The sequence below is a fragment of the Acidimicrobiales bacterium genome, assembly GCA_035547835.1.
Classification (GTDB): domain Bacteria; phylum Actinomycetota; class Acidimicrobiia; order Acidimicrobiales; family Iamiaceae; genus DASZTW01.
The window spans coordinates 558,000-573,378 of the sequence record DASZTW010000005.1 but is presented as its reverse complement, the minus strand read 5'-3'; the positions used below and the strand labels follow the sequence as shown (position 1 = coordinate 573,378).

The following is a 15,379-nucleotide window of genomic DNA, read 5'->3' as shown; positions in this document are numbered from 1 at the left end:
GATTCGTATATAATATCGAGCCGATGGCCGACGGGGGGACGATCACCGACGAGGGGGTCGCCCGCCTCCGGGCCCGCATCGGGATCCCCGAGCCCCACCCGATGCCACCGCACTACGCACGGCCGGGCACCGACGCGTTCCGCCACGTGGCGGAGGCGTATGGCGACGACAACCCGCTGTGGTGCGACCCGGGGTACGCGGCAGCTACTCGTTGGGAAGGGCCGATCGCGCCGCCCCCGCTGGTGGGCGGCGACACGCTGATCGGCGAAGACGAGGTCACCGAAGTCCCCGCCGAGCATCGTGGCCTCATGAGGGGCGACCCGCTGCGCGGGGTCCATGCGTTCTACGCCGCGAGCGCGCGCGAATGGTGGGCGCCGCTGCGACCGGACCGGCGGGTGTTGCGACGCAACGCCTTGGTGGCTGCCCTCGACAAGCCCAGCGAGTTCGCGGAGCGAGCCATCCACGAGTGGACCGGGCAGGTGTTCCGCGACGGAGCGGGCACGCTGCTGGCCACCCAGCGGCGCCTGATGGTGCGAACCGAGCGGACCAAGGCCCGTGCGCGCAAGAAGTACGACGCGATCGAGCCGGCGGTGTGGACCGACGAGGAGATCGCCGCGCTCGAAGCGCAGTACGCCGCCGAAAGCCCACGTGGCGCGGCGCCGCGGTGGTGGGAAGACGTGGTCGAAGGCGCCGGGCTCGGCCCGATGGTGAAAGGGCCGCTCACCGTCACGGACATGATCTGCTGGCACGTGGGCATGGGCATGGGCCTGTACGGGGTGAAGCCGCTGCGACTCGGCTACCAGAACCGCCAACGGATCCCGCGCTTCTTCCACCGCGACGAACAGAACGTTCCCGACGTGATGCAGCGCGTGCACTGGGACCCGGAGTTCGCCCGCCGCTCGGGCAACCCGACGACGTTCGACTACGGGCGCATGCGGGAGACGTGGCTCATCCACCTGTGCACCGACTGGATGGGCGACGACGCCTGGCTGTGGAAGCTCGACTGCGAGTTCCGGCGCTTCAACTACGTGGGCGACGCGCAGTGGCTGCGCGGCACGGTGGTGCGCAAGTACCTCGCCGCCGGCGATCGTCCGGCCGTCGACGTGGAACTATCGGCGGTGAGCCAGCGCGGCGAGCTCACCACCCCGGGCCACGCGACGATCTTGTTGCCCAGCCGGGAGCACGGCCCGGTGCGGCTGCCGGATCCCCCCGGCGGATCGACCACGCTGCAAGGCGCGCTCGACGCCATCGCCGCCGAGTTCGCGTCGTGAGCGGCGGCTGAACCGACTGCGACCGCCGCACCGCCTCGGGTGCGTCTGGCCGCCAACCATCCCGGCTCGGCCGGGTCTGACCGGCCCGTTCAGGCCGAGGCTTTGGCGGCCAGCTCCGCCAGGCTGCCGGGGCCCTTGTGCTCGAGGCGGCCGTGGTCCATCGATCGTTCCGACACGTCGTGGTCCGGCACTTCGGCCCGCAGCGCGGCCACCGTGCAATCTTCCTTGGCACGGTGTGCGAACGGGTCGAACGAATACCAGCGGCACGCGTTCTCGTACGTGATCTTGTTGAGGTCGCTGTCGGACACGTCGGCCGCAACGGCTGCCAGTTCCTCGGCGGCGTGCGGCCACGAGGAGTCGGAGTGCGGGTAGTCGCATTCCCAGGCGATGTTGTCGATGCCGATCATGTCGCGCAGCGCGATCCCGACCGGGTCGGCGATGAAGCAGGTGAGGAAGTGGTCGCGGAACACGTCGCTCGGCAGTCGGTCGCCGAAGTCCTGACCCGTCCACAAGTGGTGCATGTCGTACGTGCGGTCCAGGCGGTCGAGGAAGTACGGGATCCAGCCGGTGCCGCCCTCGGACAGGGCGATCTTGATGTCCGGGAAGTGCTTGGGGATCCGTGACCACAACAAGTCGGCTGCCGCTTGGCAGATGTTCATCGGCTGGAGCGTGATCATCACGTCCATCGGGGCATCTGGCGCGGTGACCGCCAACCTGCCCGACGAGCCCAAGTGCACGGAGAGCACGACGTTCTCGTCGCACAACGCCGTCCACAGCGGGTCCCAGTGGTCGGTGTGGAAGCTCGGGTAGCCGAGCGCGGCGGGGTTCTCGGTGAACGTGACCGAGTGGCAGCCCTTGGCGGCGAGGCGGCGCACTTCGGCGGCGGCCAGTTCGGGGTCCCACAAGACGGGGAGCGCCATCGGGATGAAGCGCCCCGGGTAGGAGCCGCACCACTCGTCGACGTGCCAGTCGTTGTACGCCTGCACCACCGCCAACGCGAGGTCCTTGTCGTCGGCGGCGGCGAACAGCCGGCCGCTGAAGCCGGGGAACGACGGGAAGCACATCGAGCCGAGGATCCCGCCGGCGTCCATGTCCTTGATGCGCTCGTGGATGTCGAAGCACCCGGGCCGCATCTCGTCGAAGGCGGTCGGCTCGATGCCGTACTCCTCCTTCGGGCGACCCGCCACCGCGTTGAGCCCGACGTTGGGGATGACGGAGCCGTTGAACGTCCACACGTCGGAGCCGTCCTTGGTCTGGACGACCTTTGGTGCCTGGTCCTGGTACTTGGCCGGCAGGCGCCCGTCGAACAGGTGTGGCGGCTCGACCAGGTGGTCGTCGACGCTCACGAGGATCAGGTCATCGGCGTCCATCGGAGTCCTTTCGAGTGGTGCCGGCGGCCGCGTGGCCGTCGGGCTTCGCGTCGCGCGGCGTGGCGCTGCCCCCCTTGGCGAACGAGTCCAAGGGTACTCCTCGCGCCCGAGCCACGAGCTCTCGGGTCAGCACTTTGCCGAGCTCGTTGCGGGGGAGCGCGGGCACGGCCACGACTTCCACGGGGACCTTGTACGCGGCCAGGTGCTGCCGGCATCTCGCTTGCACCGAACCCGCATCGATCGGCCGGTCGTCGGTGGCCACGACGAACGCCCAGGGCACCTCCCCCAGCCGATCGTCGGGGACGCCGACCACCGCCGCGTCGGCGATGGCGGGGTCGAGCAGGAGCACTTCGACGACCTGCGCCGGGAAGACCTTCAGACCGCCGCGGTTGATCATGTCGGAGAGGCGGCCCTCGACCCAGACGAACCCGTCGGAGTCGACGCGGGCATGGTCACCTGTGCGGACGAAGCCGTCGGGGCTGACCCGATCGGCGAGCGCAGGCTCGACCGCCCGGGCCGTCGCGGGCGTGCGGATCCACAGCTCACCGAGCTCGTCGGTGGCACGCACGGCGCCATCCTCGTCGCACACGCGGACCTCGATGCCGTCGTGCGGGCGGCCGATCGAGCCGAGCTTGTCGTCGCCGTGCTCGCGGGCGTCGGCGGCGCTCCAACCGATCACTTCGCCGCCGAGCTCGGTCTGCCCGTAGCCGTTGAGGACGGCGGCGCCGAAGCGGTCGCGGAACCGTCGGGCCTGCAAGGGCGACAGCGGCGCGCTCACGCTGCGAACCAGGCGAAGCGGTGCCAGGGAGTCGACGGCCGGATCCTCGGTCAGCATCGTGAGCGCGGCGGGCGGGAGGATCACCGAGCGGATCCCGTAGCGGTGCACGAGCCTCGCGAACTCCCGGGTGTCGAACTCGTCCATCAGCACCACCGGGGCGCCGACGACGAACGCGAACAACACGTTGTACAGGCCGGCCCACAGCGACAGCGACACCGGCAACAAGTTCGGCATCGGGGCCTTCGCGGTAGCGGTCGCGCGGTCGCGGCGCCCGCGGACCGTCTTGACGACGCCGGCCATGAGCCGCTCCACCGTCTCTGCGCGCAGCTCGATGGGTCGCGGCCGGCCGGTGGTCCCCGACGTGAACTGCACGAGCGCCACGCCGTCTGGGTGCGTGTCGGCGGTGGGATCAGCGTCCCCGTTGCGCTGCCAGGTCCCGTCGCCCGATGGCGCGATCGTGCCAACGCGGCCAGGGAAGCGGTCAGGCTGGTCGGTCACCACGGCGGCAGGTCGTGTCGCGCCGAGGACCTCGGCCAGCTCGGGTGCCGGCAGTCGCGGGTTGAGCGGGACGTACACCGCGCCCGCGCGCAGCACGGCGAACAGCGTCGCGATGAGGGTCGCAGAGTTCGGGAGCAGGACCCCCACCGCCTGACCGGGCTGTACGCCTGCCGCGGCGAGCTGGTCGACGAGGCCGGTCGCGAGCTCGACGAGCTCGCTTTGCGTCGTCTGCTGCTCGCCGAGGTGGACCCGTACGGTGTCGCCGGCGACGTCAGCTGCGAACAGCAGGTCGGCGAGGCTCATTCCGGCGCGGTCCTCCGTGGCAGGCGTCATATTCAATATACGATTCGCTCCGAGGAGGCGCACATGGACCTGGGACTCGACGGGGCAGTGGTCGTCGTGAACGGCGGCAGCCGGGGGATGGGACGGGCCGCGGCCGAGGTGTTCGCCGCCGACGGGGCGGTGGTCGTCGTGCTGGCACGCAGCCAACCCGACCTCGACCGCACGGTCGAAGCGCTCCACGCGAAAGGGGCGGCCGACGCGGCCGGCATCTCCACCGACTTGTTGTCCACCGACCAGGTCCAGCGCGCGTTCGACGAGGTGGGCCAGCGCTGGGGGCACGTCAACGTGCTGGTGAACGCAGCTGGGCCGGTCGGCGTGGGCATCGGGTCCATCGACGCGCTCGACGACGCCGAGTGGCTCGCCACGTTCGACATCGGCACGGTGAGCGCCGTGCGTTGCGTGCGAGCTGCCCTGCCGCTGCTGCGGGCGGCCGAGTGGGCCCGCATCGTGAACGTGTCGGCCCACTCGACCAAGCGGCAGTCACCGTCGCTGCCCGCGTACACCGCGTCGAAAGCGGCGCTGACCAGCGTGAGCAAGAACTTGGCGGTCAGCCTCGCACCCGAGGGCATTCTCGTGAACACGGTGTCACCCGGGTCGTTCCTGTCGCCTGGGTTGCAGGGCTATCTGGCGTCCCTGCCGCCCGAGCGGGGCGTCGACCCCGACGACTTGTACGACGCCATGCGGGTGATCGACGAGGATTTCGGCCACCCGGCGTACATGCGCCGCGCCGCCGACCCCTCGGAGATCGGGCCGGTCATCGCGTTCCTCGGCTCGCGCGCCAACACGTACATGACCGGCGCCAACCTCAACGTCGACGGCGGCTCCGACTTCACCTGACGCCCGAGCCCGTTGTGACCCCAATCCCGTTCCGGGCATCTGTAAGCGCGCCCGAGGGGGCACCGTCAGGTGCCCAGAATGGTGAGAGGGAGGGGGGACGGAATAGGTTGCAGGCCGTCGAGAAGAGCGCTTTCTAGGGGGAGCAAATGCCCGAAGTCGTGATCGTCGAGGCCGTCCGGACGGCCGTGGGCAAGAAGAACGGCACGCTGTCGAACACCCACCCGATCGACCTGCTTGGTCCGGTCCAGGCTGAGGTTCTGCGTCGCGCCGGTGTCGACTCGAGCCAGGTCGGCCAAGTGGTCGGCGGTTGCATCGACCAGGTCGGCGCGCAGTCCGCCAACATCACCCGCACGGCCTGGTTGGGCGCGGGTCTCGACGAGAACGTCGCGTCGACGACGGTCGACAGCCAGTGCGGATCGTCGCAGCAGGCGCTGGCCCTGGCCGTCAACCTGGTTGGCTCGGGCGCCGAGGACATCGCCATGGCATGCGGCGTCGAGAACATGAGCATGGTGCCCCTCGGTGCGAACGCGATGGACGGCGCCAAGGCCGGTCACGGCAAGCCGATCAACCGCACGTACGCCACGCACTACGAGTACACGTCGCAGTTCGAGGGCGCCGAGCGCATCGCCGACAAGTACGGCATCACCCGCGCCGACACCGACGCGTTCGGCCTCGAGTCGCAGATCCGCGCCCGGCGGGCTGTTGACGAAGGCCGTTTCGAGGGCCAGATCCTGCCGATCGAAGCCACGCAGGTCGACGCCGACGGCAAGCGGCTCGACGAGACCATCACGTTCGGCGTCGACGAAGTGCTGCGCGACACGAGCTTGGAAGCGCTCGCCAACCTCAAGCCGGTGGCTCGCCCCGACGGCGTGCACACGGCGGGCAGCAGCTCGCAGATCTCCGACGGTGCGGCGGCCGTGCTCGTCACCACGGCCGACAAGGCCAAGGAGCTGGGGTTGACGCCCAAGGCCCGTGTGCTGCAGACCTGCCTGGTCGGGTGCGACCCCGTGCTGATGCTCGAAGGTCCGATCCCCGCCACCCAGCGCCTGCTCGACCGCCAGGGCCTCACGATCGACGACATCGACGTGTTCGAGATCAACGAGGCGTTCGCCTCGGTCGTGCTGGCGTGGGCCAGGACCCTGAAGCCGGACATGGGCAAGGTGAACCCCAACGGCGGGGCGATCGCGCTCGGCCACCCGCTCGGCGGCACCGGCTGCATCTTGTTGACCAAGACCCTGCACGAGCTCGAGCGCAGCGACGGCGAGTACGGCCTCGCCACCATGTGCTGCGGCGGCGGGCTGGGCACGGGCACGCTGATCCAGCGGATCTGACGCGGTGGCGGTGCTGCTGGCGCGCACGGCGCCGGCAGCTCACCGCACCTCAGTTGATCAGCGGGTCGCGCGGGAGACCGAGGATCCTCTCGCCGATCTGGTTGCGCTTGATCTCGCTCGTTCCACCGGCGATCGACATCGCTCGGTGCAACAGGACGAGCCGACCGCTGAGGTCGGTCGCGCCGTCGAGGAACGCGCCTTCGGGACCGGCGAGTGTGTGGAGGATGGCCGCCGAGTCGTGGCCGATCTCCGACAGCACGAGCTTGGTGATCGCGCCCTCGGGACCCGGTTCGGCGCCGGCCACCGCACGGTGCGCGCTGCGTAGGTTCATGAGCTGCATCGCCTGTTGCTGCGCGATGTAACGACCGATGCGGGCCGGGCCGTCGGCCATCCGCTCGGGGTGCGCGTCGTACGCCCCGATCAGCAGGTTGCCGGGAATCGACATGCCGCCTTGACCTCCGCCGATGCTGACGCTCTCGTTGCCGAGCGTGGCGCGGGCCACCGTCCAACCCGCGTCGACCGGACCCACGACGTCGTCGTCGGGCACGAACACGTCGTTGAAGAAGACCTCGTTGAACTCGGAGTCGCCGGTGGGCATCTTGAGCCGCCGGACCTCGACCCCTTCGGCGTGCAGGTCGATCACCATGGTGGTGATCCCCTCGTGCTTCGGCACGTCGGGGTTCGTGCGGATGGTGGCCAGGCCGAATGCGGCCTGGTGCGCACCGCTGGTCCACACCTTTTGGCCGTTGACCAGCCAACCGCCGTCGACCCGGGTGCCGCGGGTGGTGATGCCCGCCGCGTCGGACCCTGCATCAGGCTCGCTGAACAGCTGGCACCAGATCAGTTCCTGGTTCAGCGCCGGGCGAACCCAGCGCGTCACCTGGTCGTCCGTCGCATGCTGGATGAGCGTCAAGATGACCCAGCCCGTGATGCCGAGCTGCGGTCGTTGCACACCAGCGGAAGTGAACTCCTGTTCGATCACGAGCTGTTCGACGGCGCTCGCATCGCGGCCCCACGGCTTGGGCCAGTGCGGCATCGCGTAGCCCGACTCGATCAGCGCGTCGCGGCGAGCGTCGGCGTCGAGCCCGTCGAGACCGGCCAAGAACTTCTGCACTTCCGCTCGGATCGGCTCGGCCTCGGGCGGGAGCTCGATGTGGCCGTCGCGGGTGGTGCCCGCCCGCGCCTGGTCGGTGACCTCGGTCGCGGCCACGACTGGGTCGACCACGCTCATCAGCGTCGACGCGCGGCGCAGGTAGAGATGCGCGTCGTGCTCCCACGTGAACCCGATCCCCCCGTGGACCTGGGTGTTGAGCTGCGCGTCGAGCTCGGCTGCCGTGACGGCGAGGCTGGCGGCGACGGCGGCCAGGTACGTGAGCTGGTCGCCATCCGATGCTGCAGCGCGTGCTGCGTCCCACACCGCGGCGGTCGCCAGCTCCGTGGCCACCGCCATGTTGGCGCAGTGGTGCTTCACCGCCTGGAACGTGGCGATCACCCGCCCGAACTGCTTGCGCTCCTTGGCGTACGCGGCGGCCTGATCGGTGCACGCGCGGGCGATACCGGTGGCTTCGGCGGCGAACAGGACGCGCGCCAGGTCGATGAGGATGCGTCGCCCGCCGGGCACGACGTCGGCCCGCGCGCCGTCGAGCTGCACGCGGGCGCTGGGCCGGGTGGGATCGAGGTTGGTCGGCACAGTGATATCGACACCGGCGCCCGAGGCGTCGATGATCGCGAGGTCGGCGCCGGCGGCCACGAGCAGCAAGTCGGCCAGGCCCCCGCTGACCACGACGCCGGCGTTGCCGTGGGCGGTCTTGGCGCCCGTCGCGCCGCGGAGCTCGACGTCGCCGGCGGTGGCGACCGCGCCGACCGTCGTGCCGGCTGCCAGGCCCGGCAGGTGGCGGGCGCGCTGCTCCGTCGAACCGGCGGCCGACAAGACCGCTCCTGCGATCATGGTGGGCACGAACGGGCCGGGCGCGATGGCCGCGCCGAGCTGCTCGGCGACGATCACCGCCTCGGGGAGGCCGAACCCCGATCCGCCGTGCGCTTCGGGGATGGCAAGGCCCAGCCACCCGAGCGCGGCCGCTTCGGCCCAGAACTCGGGAAGTGCGTCGGGCGCGCCGTCGAGCAGGGCCCGCGCCGCTGCCCGCGACCTGTGCTGTTCGAGGAAGCCCGCCACCGATGCGGCGAGCGCGGCGTGGTCGTCGGTGATCGCGATGGACATCGGGCCACAGTACCGGCGGGTTCGCGCTCCCTGGTCCGGGCGCAGCACGCGCCCCGTGCGGAGGTGCAGGTAAGTTCGCTCCCCGTGACAGGACTGCTCGGCGCGCCGGAGGGCGCCATCGCGGTGGTGATGGGTTCCGGCGAGACGGTGACGTACGGCCAGCTCGAGGATCGGTCGTGCCGTCTCGCGCAGCGGTGGTGGGCAGATGGGCTGCGGCCCGGTGACCACGTGGCGCTGATGATGGAGAACCACCCGCGCTGCTTCGAGGTCACCTGGGCGGCGCTCCGCAGCGGTCTGCGGATCACGCCGATCAACTGGCACCTCACCGCCGACGAGGCCGGTTACATCATCGACGACTGCGACGCGACGGCGTTGGTGACATCAGCGAAGCTCGCCGGGGTGGTGGCGGCGGCCGGCTCGGCACTCGACCGCGTCACGAGTCGTCTCGTCGCCGACGGCGACGTGCCGGGCTTCGACCGGTATGAGAACGCCCTTGCCGCGAGTCCGGCCGAACGGCTCGAACGTGAGGTCACCGGTTCGTGGATGTTCTACAGCTCCGGTACGACGGGGCGACCCAAAGGCATCGTCCACCCGGTGCAGGAGAAGCCGTTCGGTGAGGTCGACCAGGGTCTCACGCTCATGCTGCAGGGCTTGTTCGGGTTCGGCTCCGACAGCGTGTACCTGTCGCCGGCACCGCTGTACCACGCCGCGCCGATCGGCTGGTCGATCGCCGTCCAGCGATTGGGCGGCACCGTGGTGGTCATGGAGAAGTTCGACGCGGAGGAGGTGCTCGAGCTGATCGAGCGACACCGCGTGACCCACGCGCAGTTCGTCCCCACTCATTTCATCCGCCTCCTCAAGTTGCCCGAGACCGTGCGCACCGCGCGCGACGTGTCGAGCCTCCGAGCCGTCATCCACGCCGCGGCCCCGTGCCCGGTCGAGGTGAAGTCGGCGATGATGGACTGGCTCGGCCCGATCGTGCACGAGTACTACGCCGGCAGCGAAGGCAACGGCTTCTGCTACGCCAGCCCGGCGGACTGGTTGGCCCACCCCGGCACGGTGGGTCGGTCGCTGCTCGGGCCGATCCACATCCTCGACGAGGACGGTACCGAGCAGCCGGTTGGCGAGCCGGGGCAGATCTGGTTCGAGAGCGGCGTCTCGTTCGAGTACCACCACGACGCGGCCAAGACCCGCGAGTCCGTCAACGACAAAGGGTGGAGCTCGCTGGGCGACATAGGGACGCTCGACGCCGACGGCTTCTTGTACCTGTCCGACCGCGTCTCGCACATGATCATCTCGGGCGGGGTCAACATCTACCCCCAGGAAGTCGAGAACGCGCTGGCGGTGCACCCGGCTGTCGCCGACGTCGCCGTCATCGGGGTGCCGGACCCCGAGATGGGTGAGCAGGTCAAGGCTGTCGTGGAGCTGTTGGACCCCGACGACGCCTCCGACGAGCTCGGCGCCGAGTTGATCGCGTATTGCCGGGAGCGGTTGGCGGCCTACAAGTGCCCGCGGTCGGTCGACTTCGTCGGCGAACTGCCGCGGCTGCCGACCGGCAAACTCCGCAAGCGCGATCTGCGAGCGCGCTACTGGCCCGGCGCGGCCTGACCGAAGGTTGCCTGGCCGGAGACGACCCGTGGCCCGGCCGACGCCGTCTCGCCACCGAGGCGCTGTTCGATGCGGTCGAGCTGATCGCGCAGCGCCGACACCTCGCGGGAGAGGTCGCCCATCGTGCGGTCGAGCTCGATGCGGACCGCACCCGACAGTTGCTCGAGCAGCTCTTCGGAGACTTCGAGCTCGAGGACCGCAGGTGTCGCGGCGCCTGCAGCCGCGCCGGCCGACAGCTGGGCACGCACCGAGTCGACGACCAGCGGGCCGAGGTGGCTGGCGATCATCGCGGTCAGGCGGTCGACCAACCCCGCAGGCGGATCGGCGAGGAGGCTGGCAAGGTCGGGCGTTCCGGCGGGCGCCCCAGAGCCGAGTGGCTCGGTGTGGTCGGTCATCGCGTCACGACGCCCATTGCGCCCACGGGATCTGCCAGTCGCCGTAACCGTTGGACGGTTGGAGCTGCTCGGGTGTGTTCACGACCTGGACCACGTCGCCCACTCGGCTGTAGTTGAAGAACCACTCCGCGTTGGCCGTGGAGACATTGACGCAACCATGCGACACGTTGCTTCGCCCCTGCGACCCCACCGACCACGGCGCGGCATGCACGAACTCACCCGAGTTCGAGATGCGGACGTTCCAGTAGACGGTCTCGTAGTAGCCGTCGGGTGAGTTCCTGGGGATCCCGACGGTGGCCGAGTCCATGATCACCTTCTGGGCGCGCTCGTTGATCACATGGATGCCGGACTTGGTCGGGTACTTGTCGCGTCCGGTGGACACCGGCATGGTCTTGACGACGGCGCCGTTGGTGCGGACCACCATCTGGTGCGTTGCCGCGTCGACCACCGAGATGTGCGAGTCACCGATGGCGAAGGAGATCTTGCGCCCGTCGACGCCCCAGGTCTGACCGTCGACGTCGAAACCCGCGAAGTTGATGTCGACGGTGACGTTCGTGCCCGGCGTCCAGTAGTTCTGGGGGCGCCAGTGCAGCTCGGTGTCGCTGAACCAGCGCCAGGCGCCGGTGACCGTGGGGGTCCCGGTGACCGTGATGCGCTGTTCGAGCTCCGCACGCTTCGCCTGGGGGATCGCGGTGTTGAGCCGCACGATGATCGGCATGCCGACGCCGTACACGCCACCGTCCCAGACGTTCACCGAGTCGGTGTGCAGCTCACGGGCGGGCGCGGAGGTGGTGAACGACCACGGTTGGGCGATGGTCTTGCCGTTGTCGCCGCGCACCGAGACCGTGCCGCTGTACGTGGTGCTCGGTACCAGCACGCCCGGGGATGCCTTCCACGTGTGCTGGTCGGGTGAGATCTGACCGGGGACGGGTTGGCCACCGGGAGCCGCCAGGGCCACGTTCGTGATGCGGCCGTGCTCCACGATCACGTTCGGCGCGGCATCGAGGGCCACTCCGGTGGCGGCCCCTGCCGGGGTCACGGTCACGAGGGCCGCGGGGGCGGTGGTCGTGGTCCGGGCGACCTTGACCCCACCGCCGCTGGAGGAGCAGCCGGTTGCCATCAAGACGACCGACACGAGGGCCGCGAGGGAGCCCAGGACCGCAACGCGTCTGGTTCGCAACGTCCGGACCGGTCGAGGGCAACCGAACCCGGCAGGCGGGGGAATCGAGTTCAATGCGTGCTCCGTCGGCAGCTCGGCGTGCCGTGTGGTTGATCGTGCCCGACAATCGTGCCCACCAGTCTGCCCGATGCGGGCACTCGGAGCACGACAGCACGCGAGAGAGTAGGGAAAGGCGCGAACCGCGATGGGGGATGCCTGTTCGCCGCGGTACGTGGCGGCCCGACCGACCTCGGTCCCCGATGCCCGATCTGGGCTGTTGCATCCGTTATGCTCGCGGTGCGCCCCTCGTGACCGAGCGACGACCTGAGGGGTGTGGCGGGCAGAGCGCTGGGGAGCAGACCTGCCTGTTCATCGAGCCGCTCTCTCGTGGCGGCGGACGAGGAGATGAGAATGTACGGAGGGAAGGTCCTCGGCGGCGGCGCCGTGGCCGGCACGGGTGGTGTCTTGGCGGCGACCGGATTCCCTGTGATCGGCTTCGCCCTCCTCGCCCTGGTGCTGATCGCGCTCGGCTTCATCTTGTTGCGCGTCGCGATGGTGCGCAGCGCCAACCGCTGATCTGACTCCGCCATGACCGCCAGTGTGATCCCCGCGAGGTCCCACCGCAGCTTCAGCCCGCCGTCGGTGGTGTTGGCTGCGGGCCTCGTCGCGCTGGCGGCACTCGTCGTGGCGGCCAACCGCTCGGTTCGCCTCTTCGAGACCTCGGTCGCGGCGTCGGTCCTGCGGCTCACCGGTGCGCACCAGGTCGGGTCGCTCGGCCCGAACGTGTTGTTCTCGGCAAAGGGCCGCTACGTCGGTGTCGCGCTCGACCCCGGCTGCTCGGCGGCGTTCCTCGTCGCGCCGTTCCTCGTCCTCGGCGCGGCGATGTTGCTGACGGGCCGCGTCACCGTCCGGCGTGGCCTCGCATCGACCGCGCTGGCGGTCGTGCTGGTCTTCTTGGCCAACCAGGCCCGCTTGTTCGTCATCGCATCGGCGATCCGCGCGTGGGGTCTGCGGGTCGGCTACGAGCGCAGCCACGTGTTCCTGGGCACGGTGGTGTCCACGTTCGGTGTGCTGTTCGGCGCGCTGGCGTTCTTCTACTTCGTGTCGCGGGGCCGGCGGGGGAGGTCGCATCGTGCTTAGCGGCCCCACGCTGCTGGCGGCGCTGAACGCCGCGGCGTTCTTGTTGTGCGTCGCGTTCCTCGCGTACGTCGTGATGATCATCGTGCCGTACTTGCGGCACCGGCCCGGCGAGCCGGGCGACGCGGCTGCGTTCGATTGGCACCTGCTCATCCCCGCCCTCGACGAGCAGTACGTGATCGAGGCCACCGTCGTCGAGTTGCGCCGGTCCTTCCCGGATGCGCACCTGTGGGTGGTCGACGACGCGAGCGCCGACCGCACACCCGCCATCGTGCAACGGCTGGCCACCGAGTTGGCGGACGTCCACGTGGTGACGCGTGAGCTGCCCGAGGCCCGCCAGGGGAAGGGCCCTGCCTTGAACGCGGGCTATCGGGCCATCGCGGCCTTCGTCGGTGACGAGGTCGACAGTGACCGCGTGATCGTCGGTGTGGTCGACGCCGACGCGCGGCTCGACCCTGCGTGTTGCTCGATCGTGGCGGGCGACGGCTGCTTCGGCGACCCCGCCGTGGGTGCGGTGCAGATCGAGGTCCGGGTCACCGACCACCTCGACGCTCCCGGCGGCCCGCTCAGCGAGTTGCAGCGCGACTCCATGCTCATCCGGTTGCAGGACCTCGAGTTCGCCGGCCCGATCGCCGGCATGCAACTGCTGCGTCGCAAGGTCGACAGCGTGGGCATGGGCGGCAACGGCCAGTTCAGCCGCCTGTCCGTGCTGCGAGAGATCGGCGGGCCCGAGGCGGAACCATGGCACGGCGCGCTGCTCGAGGATTTCGAGCTCGGGATCCACGTCCTGCTCGCCGGCCACCGCAACGAGTACTGCCACGACACATGGGTGGCGCAGGAAGGCCTGAAGAGCTTGCGGCCCTTGTTGCGCCAGCGCAGTCGGTGGTCGCAGGGCTCGATGCAGTGCATCCGGTACTTGTGGCCGGTCATGCGGTCGATGAAGGTCTCGACGGCCGGCGCCCTCGAGATCGCGTACTTCTTGTGCCTGCCGTGGCTGCAGCTCATCGGTGGCCTGGTGTACAGCGGCGTCACCGCGGTTGCCCTCTACTACCTGGCCACCAGCCCGGGCGGGTTCATGGGCTGGTTCCGCGGCGGCGCCTGGGGCATCTTGCCGCTGTTCCTGCTGTTCGGCTTGGCGCCCTTCATGATCTGGGGCCCGATCCACAAGCGCCGCAACGCCCCCAACTTGTCGTGGCCTCAGGCGTTCGCCACTGCGGCCGTCAACGTCGGCTACACGTATTTCCACCACTTGGCCGTGTGGTGGGCGTTCATCCGGCTGGTGGCGTCGCGCCACGACTGGAAGAAGACGGAGCGGTTGGTGCCTCGGCTGGCGCACGGACCGCTGCCCGGCTTCGCCCGGCGCCTCGCCGGCGGGTTCAGCACCCGGGGTTCCTTCGCCCGGCGTCGGCCGACCGTCGCCCTGCGCCCCGCGGTCGCCTCGCCCTACCAGAGCCAGCTCCAGTCCGTCTATCCGGCAGCGGCCCTCGCCGCCCCGGCCGACGAATCGCCGCGACCGGTTCTCGTGACCGGCCGGTTCGCCCGTAGAACCACCATCACTGCACCGACTGTCTCAGTCTCAACGCGGGAGGAAACATGAAGAAGCCAACCCATCACCGACGCGCACGATCGAGGGTGTTCGCCCTGGTCGCGTTCGCCGCCGTCGGCGTGCTGTTGATGTCCGTGCCGGCGTATGCCGACACCTCGCAATCGACCGGGCACGCCATCGACGTCACCTTGCTCAGCATCCCGACCGTCGACACCGGCGTCTACACCGCCGCCAACGACGGCACTACCGAGACCCACACCGGCAACACCGCTCCTTCGGTGGGCCTGTTGGGCTCACTCGGTGGCGTGGCCACCGCCGGCGCCTTGGTCCAGCAAGCTCGGGCGTTCACCGATGGCACTTCGGCTGCTTGCGCCGGCGCCGTCGGCCAGGGCGGCCTGGTCCAGATCGGCAACGACGGCACCTGCACCGTGACGGGCGCACCCTCCGGTGGCGTGTCGCTGCTGAGCGGGGCCATCAAGGCCGACGCCGTCCTGGAGTGGTGCACGGCTGACTCGTCGGGCAACGCCACGGCGCACGCGCAGATCGTCAACCTGCAACTGGCCAACGGCACGCCGATCAACATCTCGCTGCCCAACGTCAACATCCCGGGCATCGCCAACTTGGCGATCTCCCCGGCCACGGTGGCCGGTAGCGGTGGCCAGGTCACCGCGACCGCGCTGCACCTCGACGCGCTGAGCGTGTTGGGAACGGCCACGGGCACCTCGGTGAACATCGGCAAGGTGACGTGCGGCGTCAACGCCGCGACCAGCCCGATCCCGTCGTTCCCGATGGAGGGTCTGCCGATCGTCGGTGGCATCGCCGTGCTCGCCGGTGGCGTCTTGTACGTGCGCAAGCGGCGTCAACGCGTCGCTCCCGTCGCGTCCTGATC

13 protein-coding genes are annotated in these 15,379 nt (G+C 69.9%); 8 read left to right on the top strand and 5 right to left on the bottom strand.

The window, feature by feature from the left end:
• The first annotated feature begins 23 nt into the window (after positions 1-23).
• Positions 24-1,271, top strand: a complete 1,248-nt coding sequence (locus tag VHA73_04945) for a hypothetical protein (protein ID HVX17359.1) — start codon at positions 24-26, stop codon at positions 1,269-1,271.
• A gap of 89 nt (positions 1,272-1,360) precedes the next feature.
• Here VHA73_04945 and VHA73_04940 read toward each other — a convergent pair whose 3' ends face one another.
• Both VHA73_04940 and VHA73_04935 read right to left on the bottom strand, forming a co-directional pair.
• Positions 1,361-2,641 (bottom strand): amidohydrolase family protein, encoded by a 1,281-nt coding sequence (locus VHA73_04940; GenBank protein HVX17358.1) that lies wholly within the window; start codon positions 2,639-2,641, stop codon positions 1,361-1,363.
• The gene (locus VHA73_04935; GenBank protein ID HVX17357.1) at positions 2,628-4,250 is read right to left on the bottom strand and encodes an AMP-binding protein; all 1,623 of its coding nucleotides are present in this window, start codon (positions 4,248-4,250) and stop codon (positions 2,628-2,630) included. The genes VHA73_04940 and VHA73_04935 overlap by 14 nt, the downstream gene beginning before the upstream one ends.
• Positions 4,251-4,283: 33 nt before the next feature.
• On the opposite strand from VHA73_04935, the gene VHA73_04930 reads away from it, so the two are divergent.
• Both VHA73_04930 and VHA73_04925 read left to right on the top strand, forming a co-directional pair.
• Positions 4,284-5,096 (top strand): SDR family oxidoreductase, encoded by an 813-nt coding sequence (locus VHA73_04930; GenBank protein ID HVX17356.1) that lies wholly within the window; start codon positions 4,284-4,286, stop codon positions 5,094-5,096.
• Positions 5,097-5,242: 146 nt separating this feature from the next.
• Positions 5,243-6,427 carry a steroid 3-ketoacyl-CoA thiolase gene (locus tag VHA73_04925; protein HVX17355.1) on the top strand — a complete coding sequence of 395 codons (1,185 nt, stop codon included), beginning with the start codon at positions 5,243-5,245 and terminating at the stop codon, positions 6,425-6,427.
• Between the two features lie 49 nt (positions 6,428-6,476).
• On the opposite strand, the gene VHA73_04920 is transcribed toward VHA73_04925, so the two are convergent.
• Entirely contained in the window at positions 6,477-8,645 is a 2,169-nt protein-coding gene (locus VHA73_04920; protein HVX17354.1) for an acyl-CoA dehydrogenase, read from the bottom strand.
• Between the two features lie 84 nt (positions 8,646-8,729).
• Between VHA73_04920 and VHA73_04915 the strand changes: the two genes are divergently transcribed.
• Complete coding sequence (locus VHA73_04915; protein ID HVX17353.1) at positions 8,730-10,253, top strand: acyl-CoA synthetase; 1,524 nt, start codon at positions 8,730-8,732, stop codon at positions 10,251-10,253.
• Here the strand turns inward: VHA73_04915 and VHA73_04910 are convergent.
• The gene (locus VHA73_04910; GenBank protein HVX17352.1) at positions 10,232-10,648 is read right to left on the bottom strand and encodes a hypothetical protein; all 417 of its coding nucleotides are present in this window, start codon (positions 10,646-10,648) and stop codon (positions 10,232-10,234) included. The genes VHA73_04915 and VHA73_04910 overlap by 22 nt on opposite strands.
• Before the next feature lie 4 nt (positions 10,649-10,652).
• Entirely contained in the window at positions 10,653-11,768 is a 1,116-nt protein-coding gene (locus VHA73_04905) for an Ig-like domain-containing protein (GenBank protein ID HVX17351.1), read from the bottom strand.
• 450 nt (positions 11,769-12,218) lie between these two features.
• Here VHA73_04905 and VHA73_04900 point away from each other — a divergent pair, with 450 nt between their 5' ends.
• Genes VHA73_04900 through VHA73_04885 form a run of 4 tightly spaced genes read left to right on the top strand, consistent with a single transcriptional unit; the run spans position 12,219 to position 15,377 of the window.
• Complete coding sequence (locus VHA73_04900; GenBank protein ID HVX17350.1) at positions 12,219-12,383, top strand: hypothetical protein; 165 nt, start codon at positions 12,219-12,221, stop codon at positions 12,381-12,383.
• A 12-nt stretch (positions 12,384-12,395) separates the two neighbouring features.
• Positions 12,396-12,947, top strand: coding sequence for an archaeosortase/exosortase family protein (locus VHA73_04895; protein ID HVX17349.1), 552 nt, complete (start codon positions 12,396-12,398; stop codon positions 12,945-12,947).
• The gene (locus tag VHA73_04890) at positions 12,940-14,541 is read left to right on the top strand and encodes a glycosyltransferase (protein ID HVX17348.1); all 1,602 of its coding nucleotides are present in this window, start codon (positions 12,940-12,942) and stop codon (positions 14,539-14,541) included. The genes VHA73_04895 and VHA73_04890 overlap by 8 nt, the downstream gene beginning before the upstream one ends.
• Complete coding sequence (locus VHA73_04885; GenBank protein HVX17347.1) at positions 14,538-15,377, top strand: choice-of-anchor P family protein; 840 nt, start codon at positions 14,538-14,540, stop codon at positions 15,375-15,377. Before VHA73_04890 ends, VHA73_04885 begins: the two co-directional genes overlap by 4 nt.
• Positions 15,378-15,379: the final 2 nt, after the last annotated feature.

What these genes read in the sequence shown, in the direction of transcription:
- VHA73_04925 (HVX17355.1), top strand. Translation starts at nt 5,243, where the DNA reads ATGCCCGAAGTCGTGATCGTCGAGGCCGTCCGGACGGCCGTGGGCAAG.
- VHA73_04885 (HVX17347.1), top strand. Translation starts at nt 14,538, where the DNA reads ATGAAGAAGCCAACCCATCACCGACGCGCACGATCGAGGGTGTTCGCC.
- VHA73_04895 (HVX17349.1), top strand. Translation starts at nt 12,396, where the DNA reads ATGACCGCCAGTGTGATCCCCGCGAGGTCCCACCGCAGCTTCAGCCCG.
- VHA73_04940 (HVX17358.1), bottom strand. Translation starts at nt 2,641, where the DNA reads ATGGACGCCGATGACCTGATCCTCGTGAGCGTCGACGACCACCTGGTC.
- VHA73_04945 (HVX17359.1), top strand. Translation starts at nt 24, where the DNA reads ATGGCCGACGGGGGGACGATCACCGACGAGGGGGTCGCCCGCCTCCGG.
- VHA73_04910 (HVX17352.1), bottom strand. Translation starts at nt 10,648, where the DNA reads ATGACCGACCACACCGAGCCACTCGGCTCTGGGGCGCCCGCCGGAACG.
- VHA73_04935 (HVX17357.1), bottom strand. Translation starts at nt 4,250, where the DNA reads ATGACGCCTGCCACGGAGGACCGCGCCGGAATGAGCCTCGCCGACCTG.
- VHA73_04920 (HVX17354.1), bottom strand. Translation starts at nt 8,645, where the DNA reads ATGTCCATCGCGATCACCGACGACCACGCCGCGCTCGCCGCATCGGTG.
- VHA73_04905 (HVX17351.1), bottom strand. Translation starts at nt 11,768, where the DNA reads ATGGCAACCGGCTGCTCCTCCAGCGGCGGTGGGGTCAAGGTCGCCCGG.
- VHA73_04900 (HVX17350.1), top strand. Translation starts at nt 12,219, where the DNA reads ATGTACGGAGGGAAGGTCCTCGGCGGCGGCGCCGTGGCCGGCACGGGT.
- VHA73_04930 (HVX17356.1), top strand. Translation starts at nt 4,284, where the DNA reads ATGGACCTGGGACTCGACGGGGCAGTGGTCGTCGTGAACGGCGGCAGC.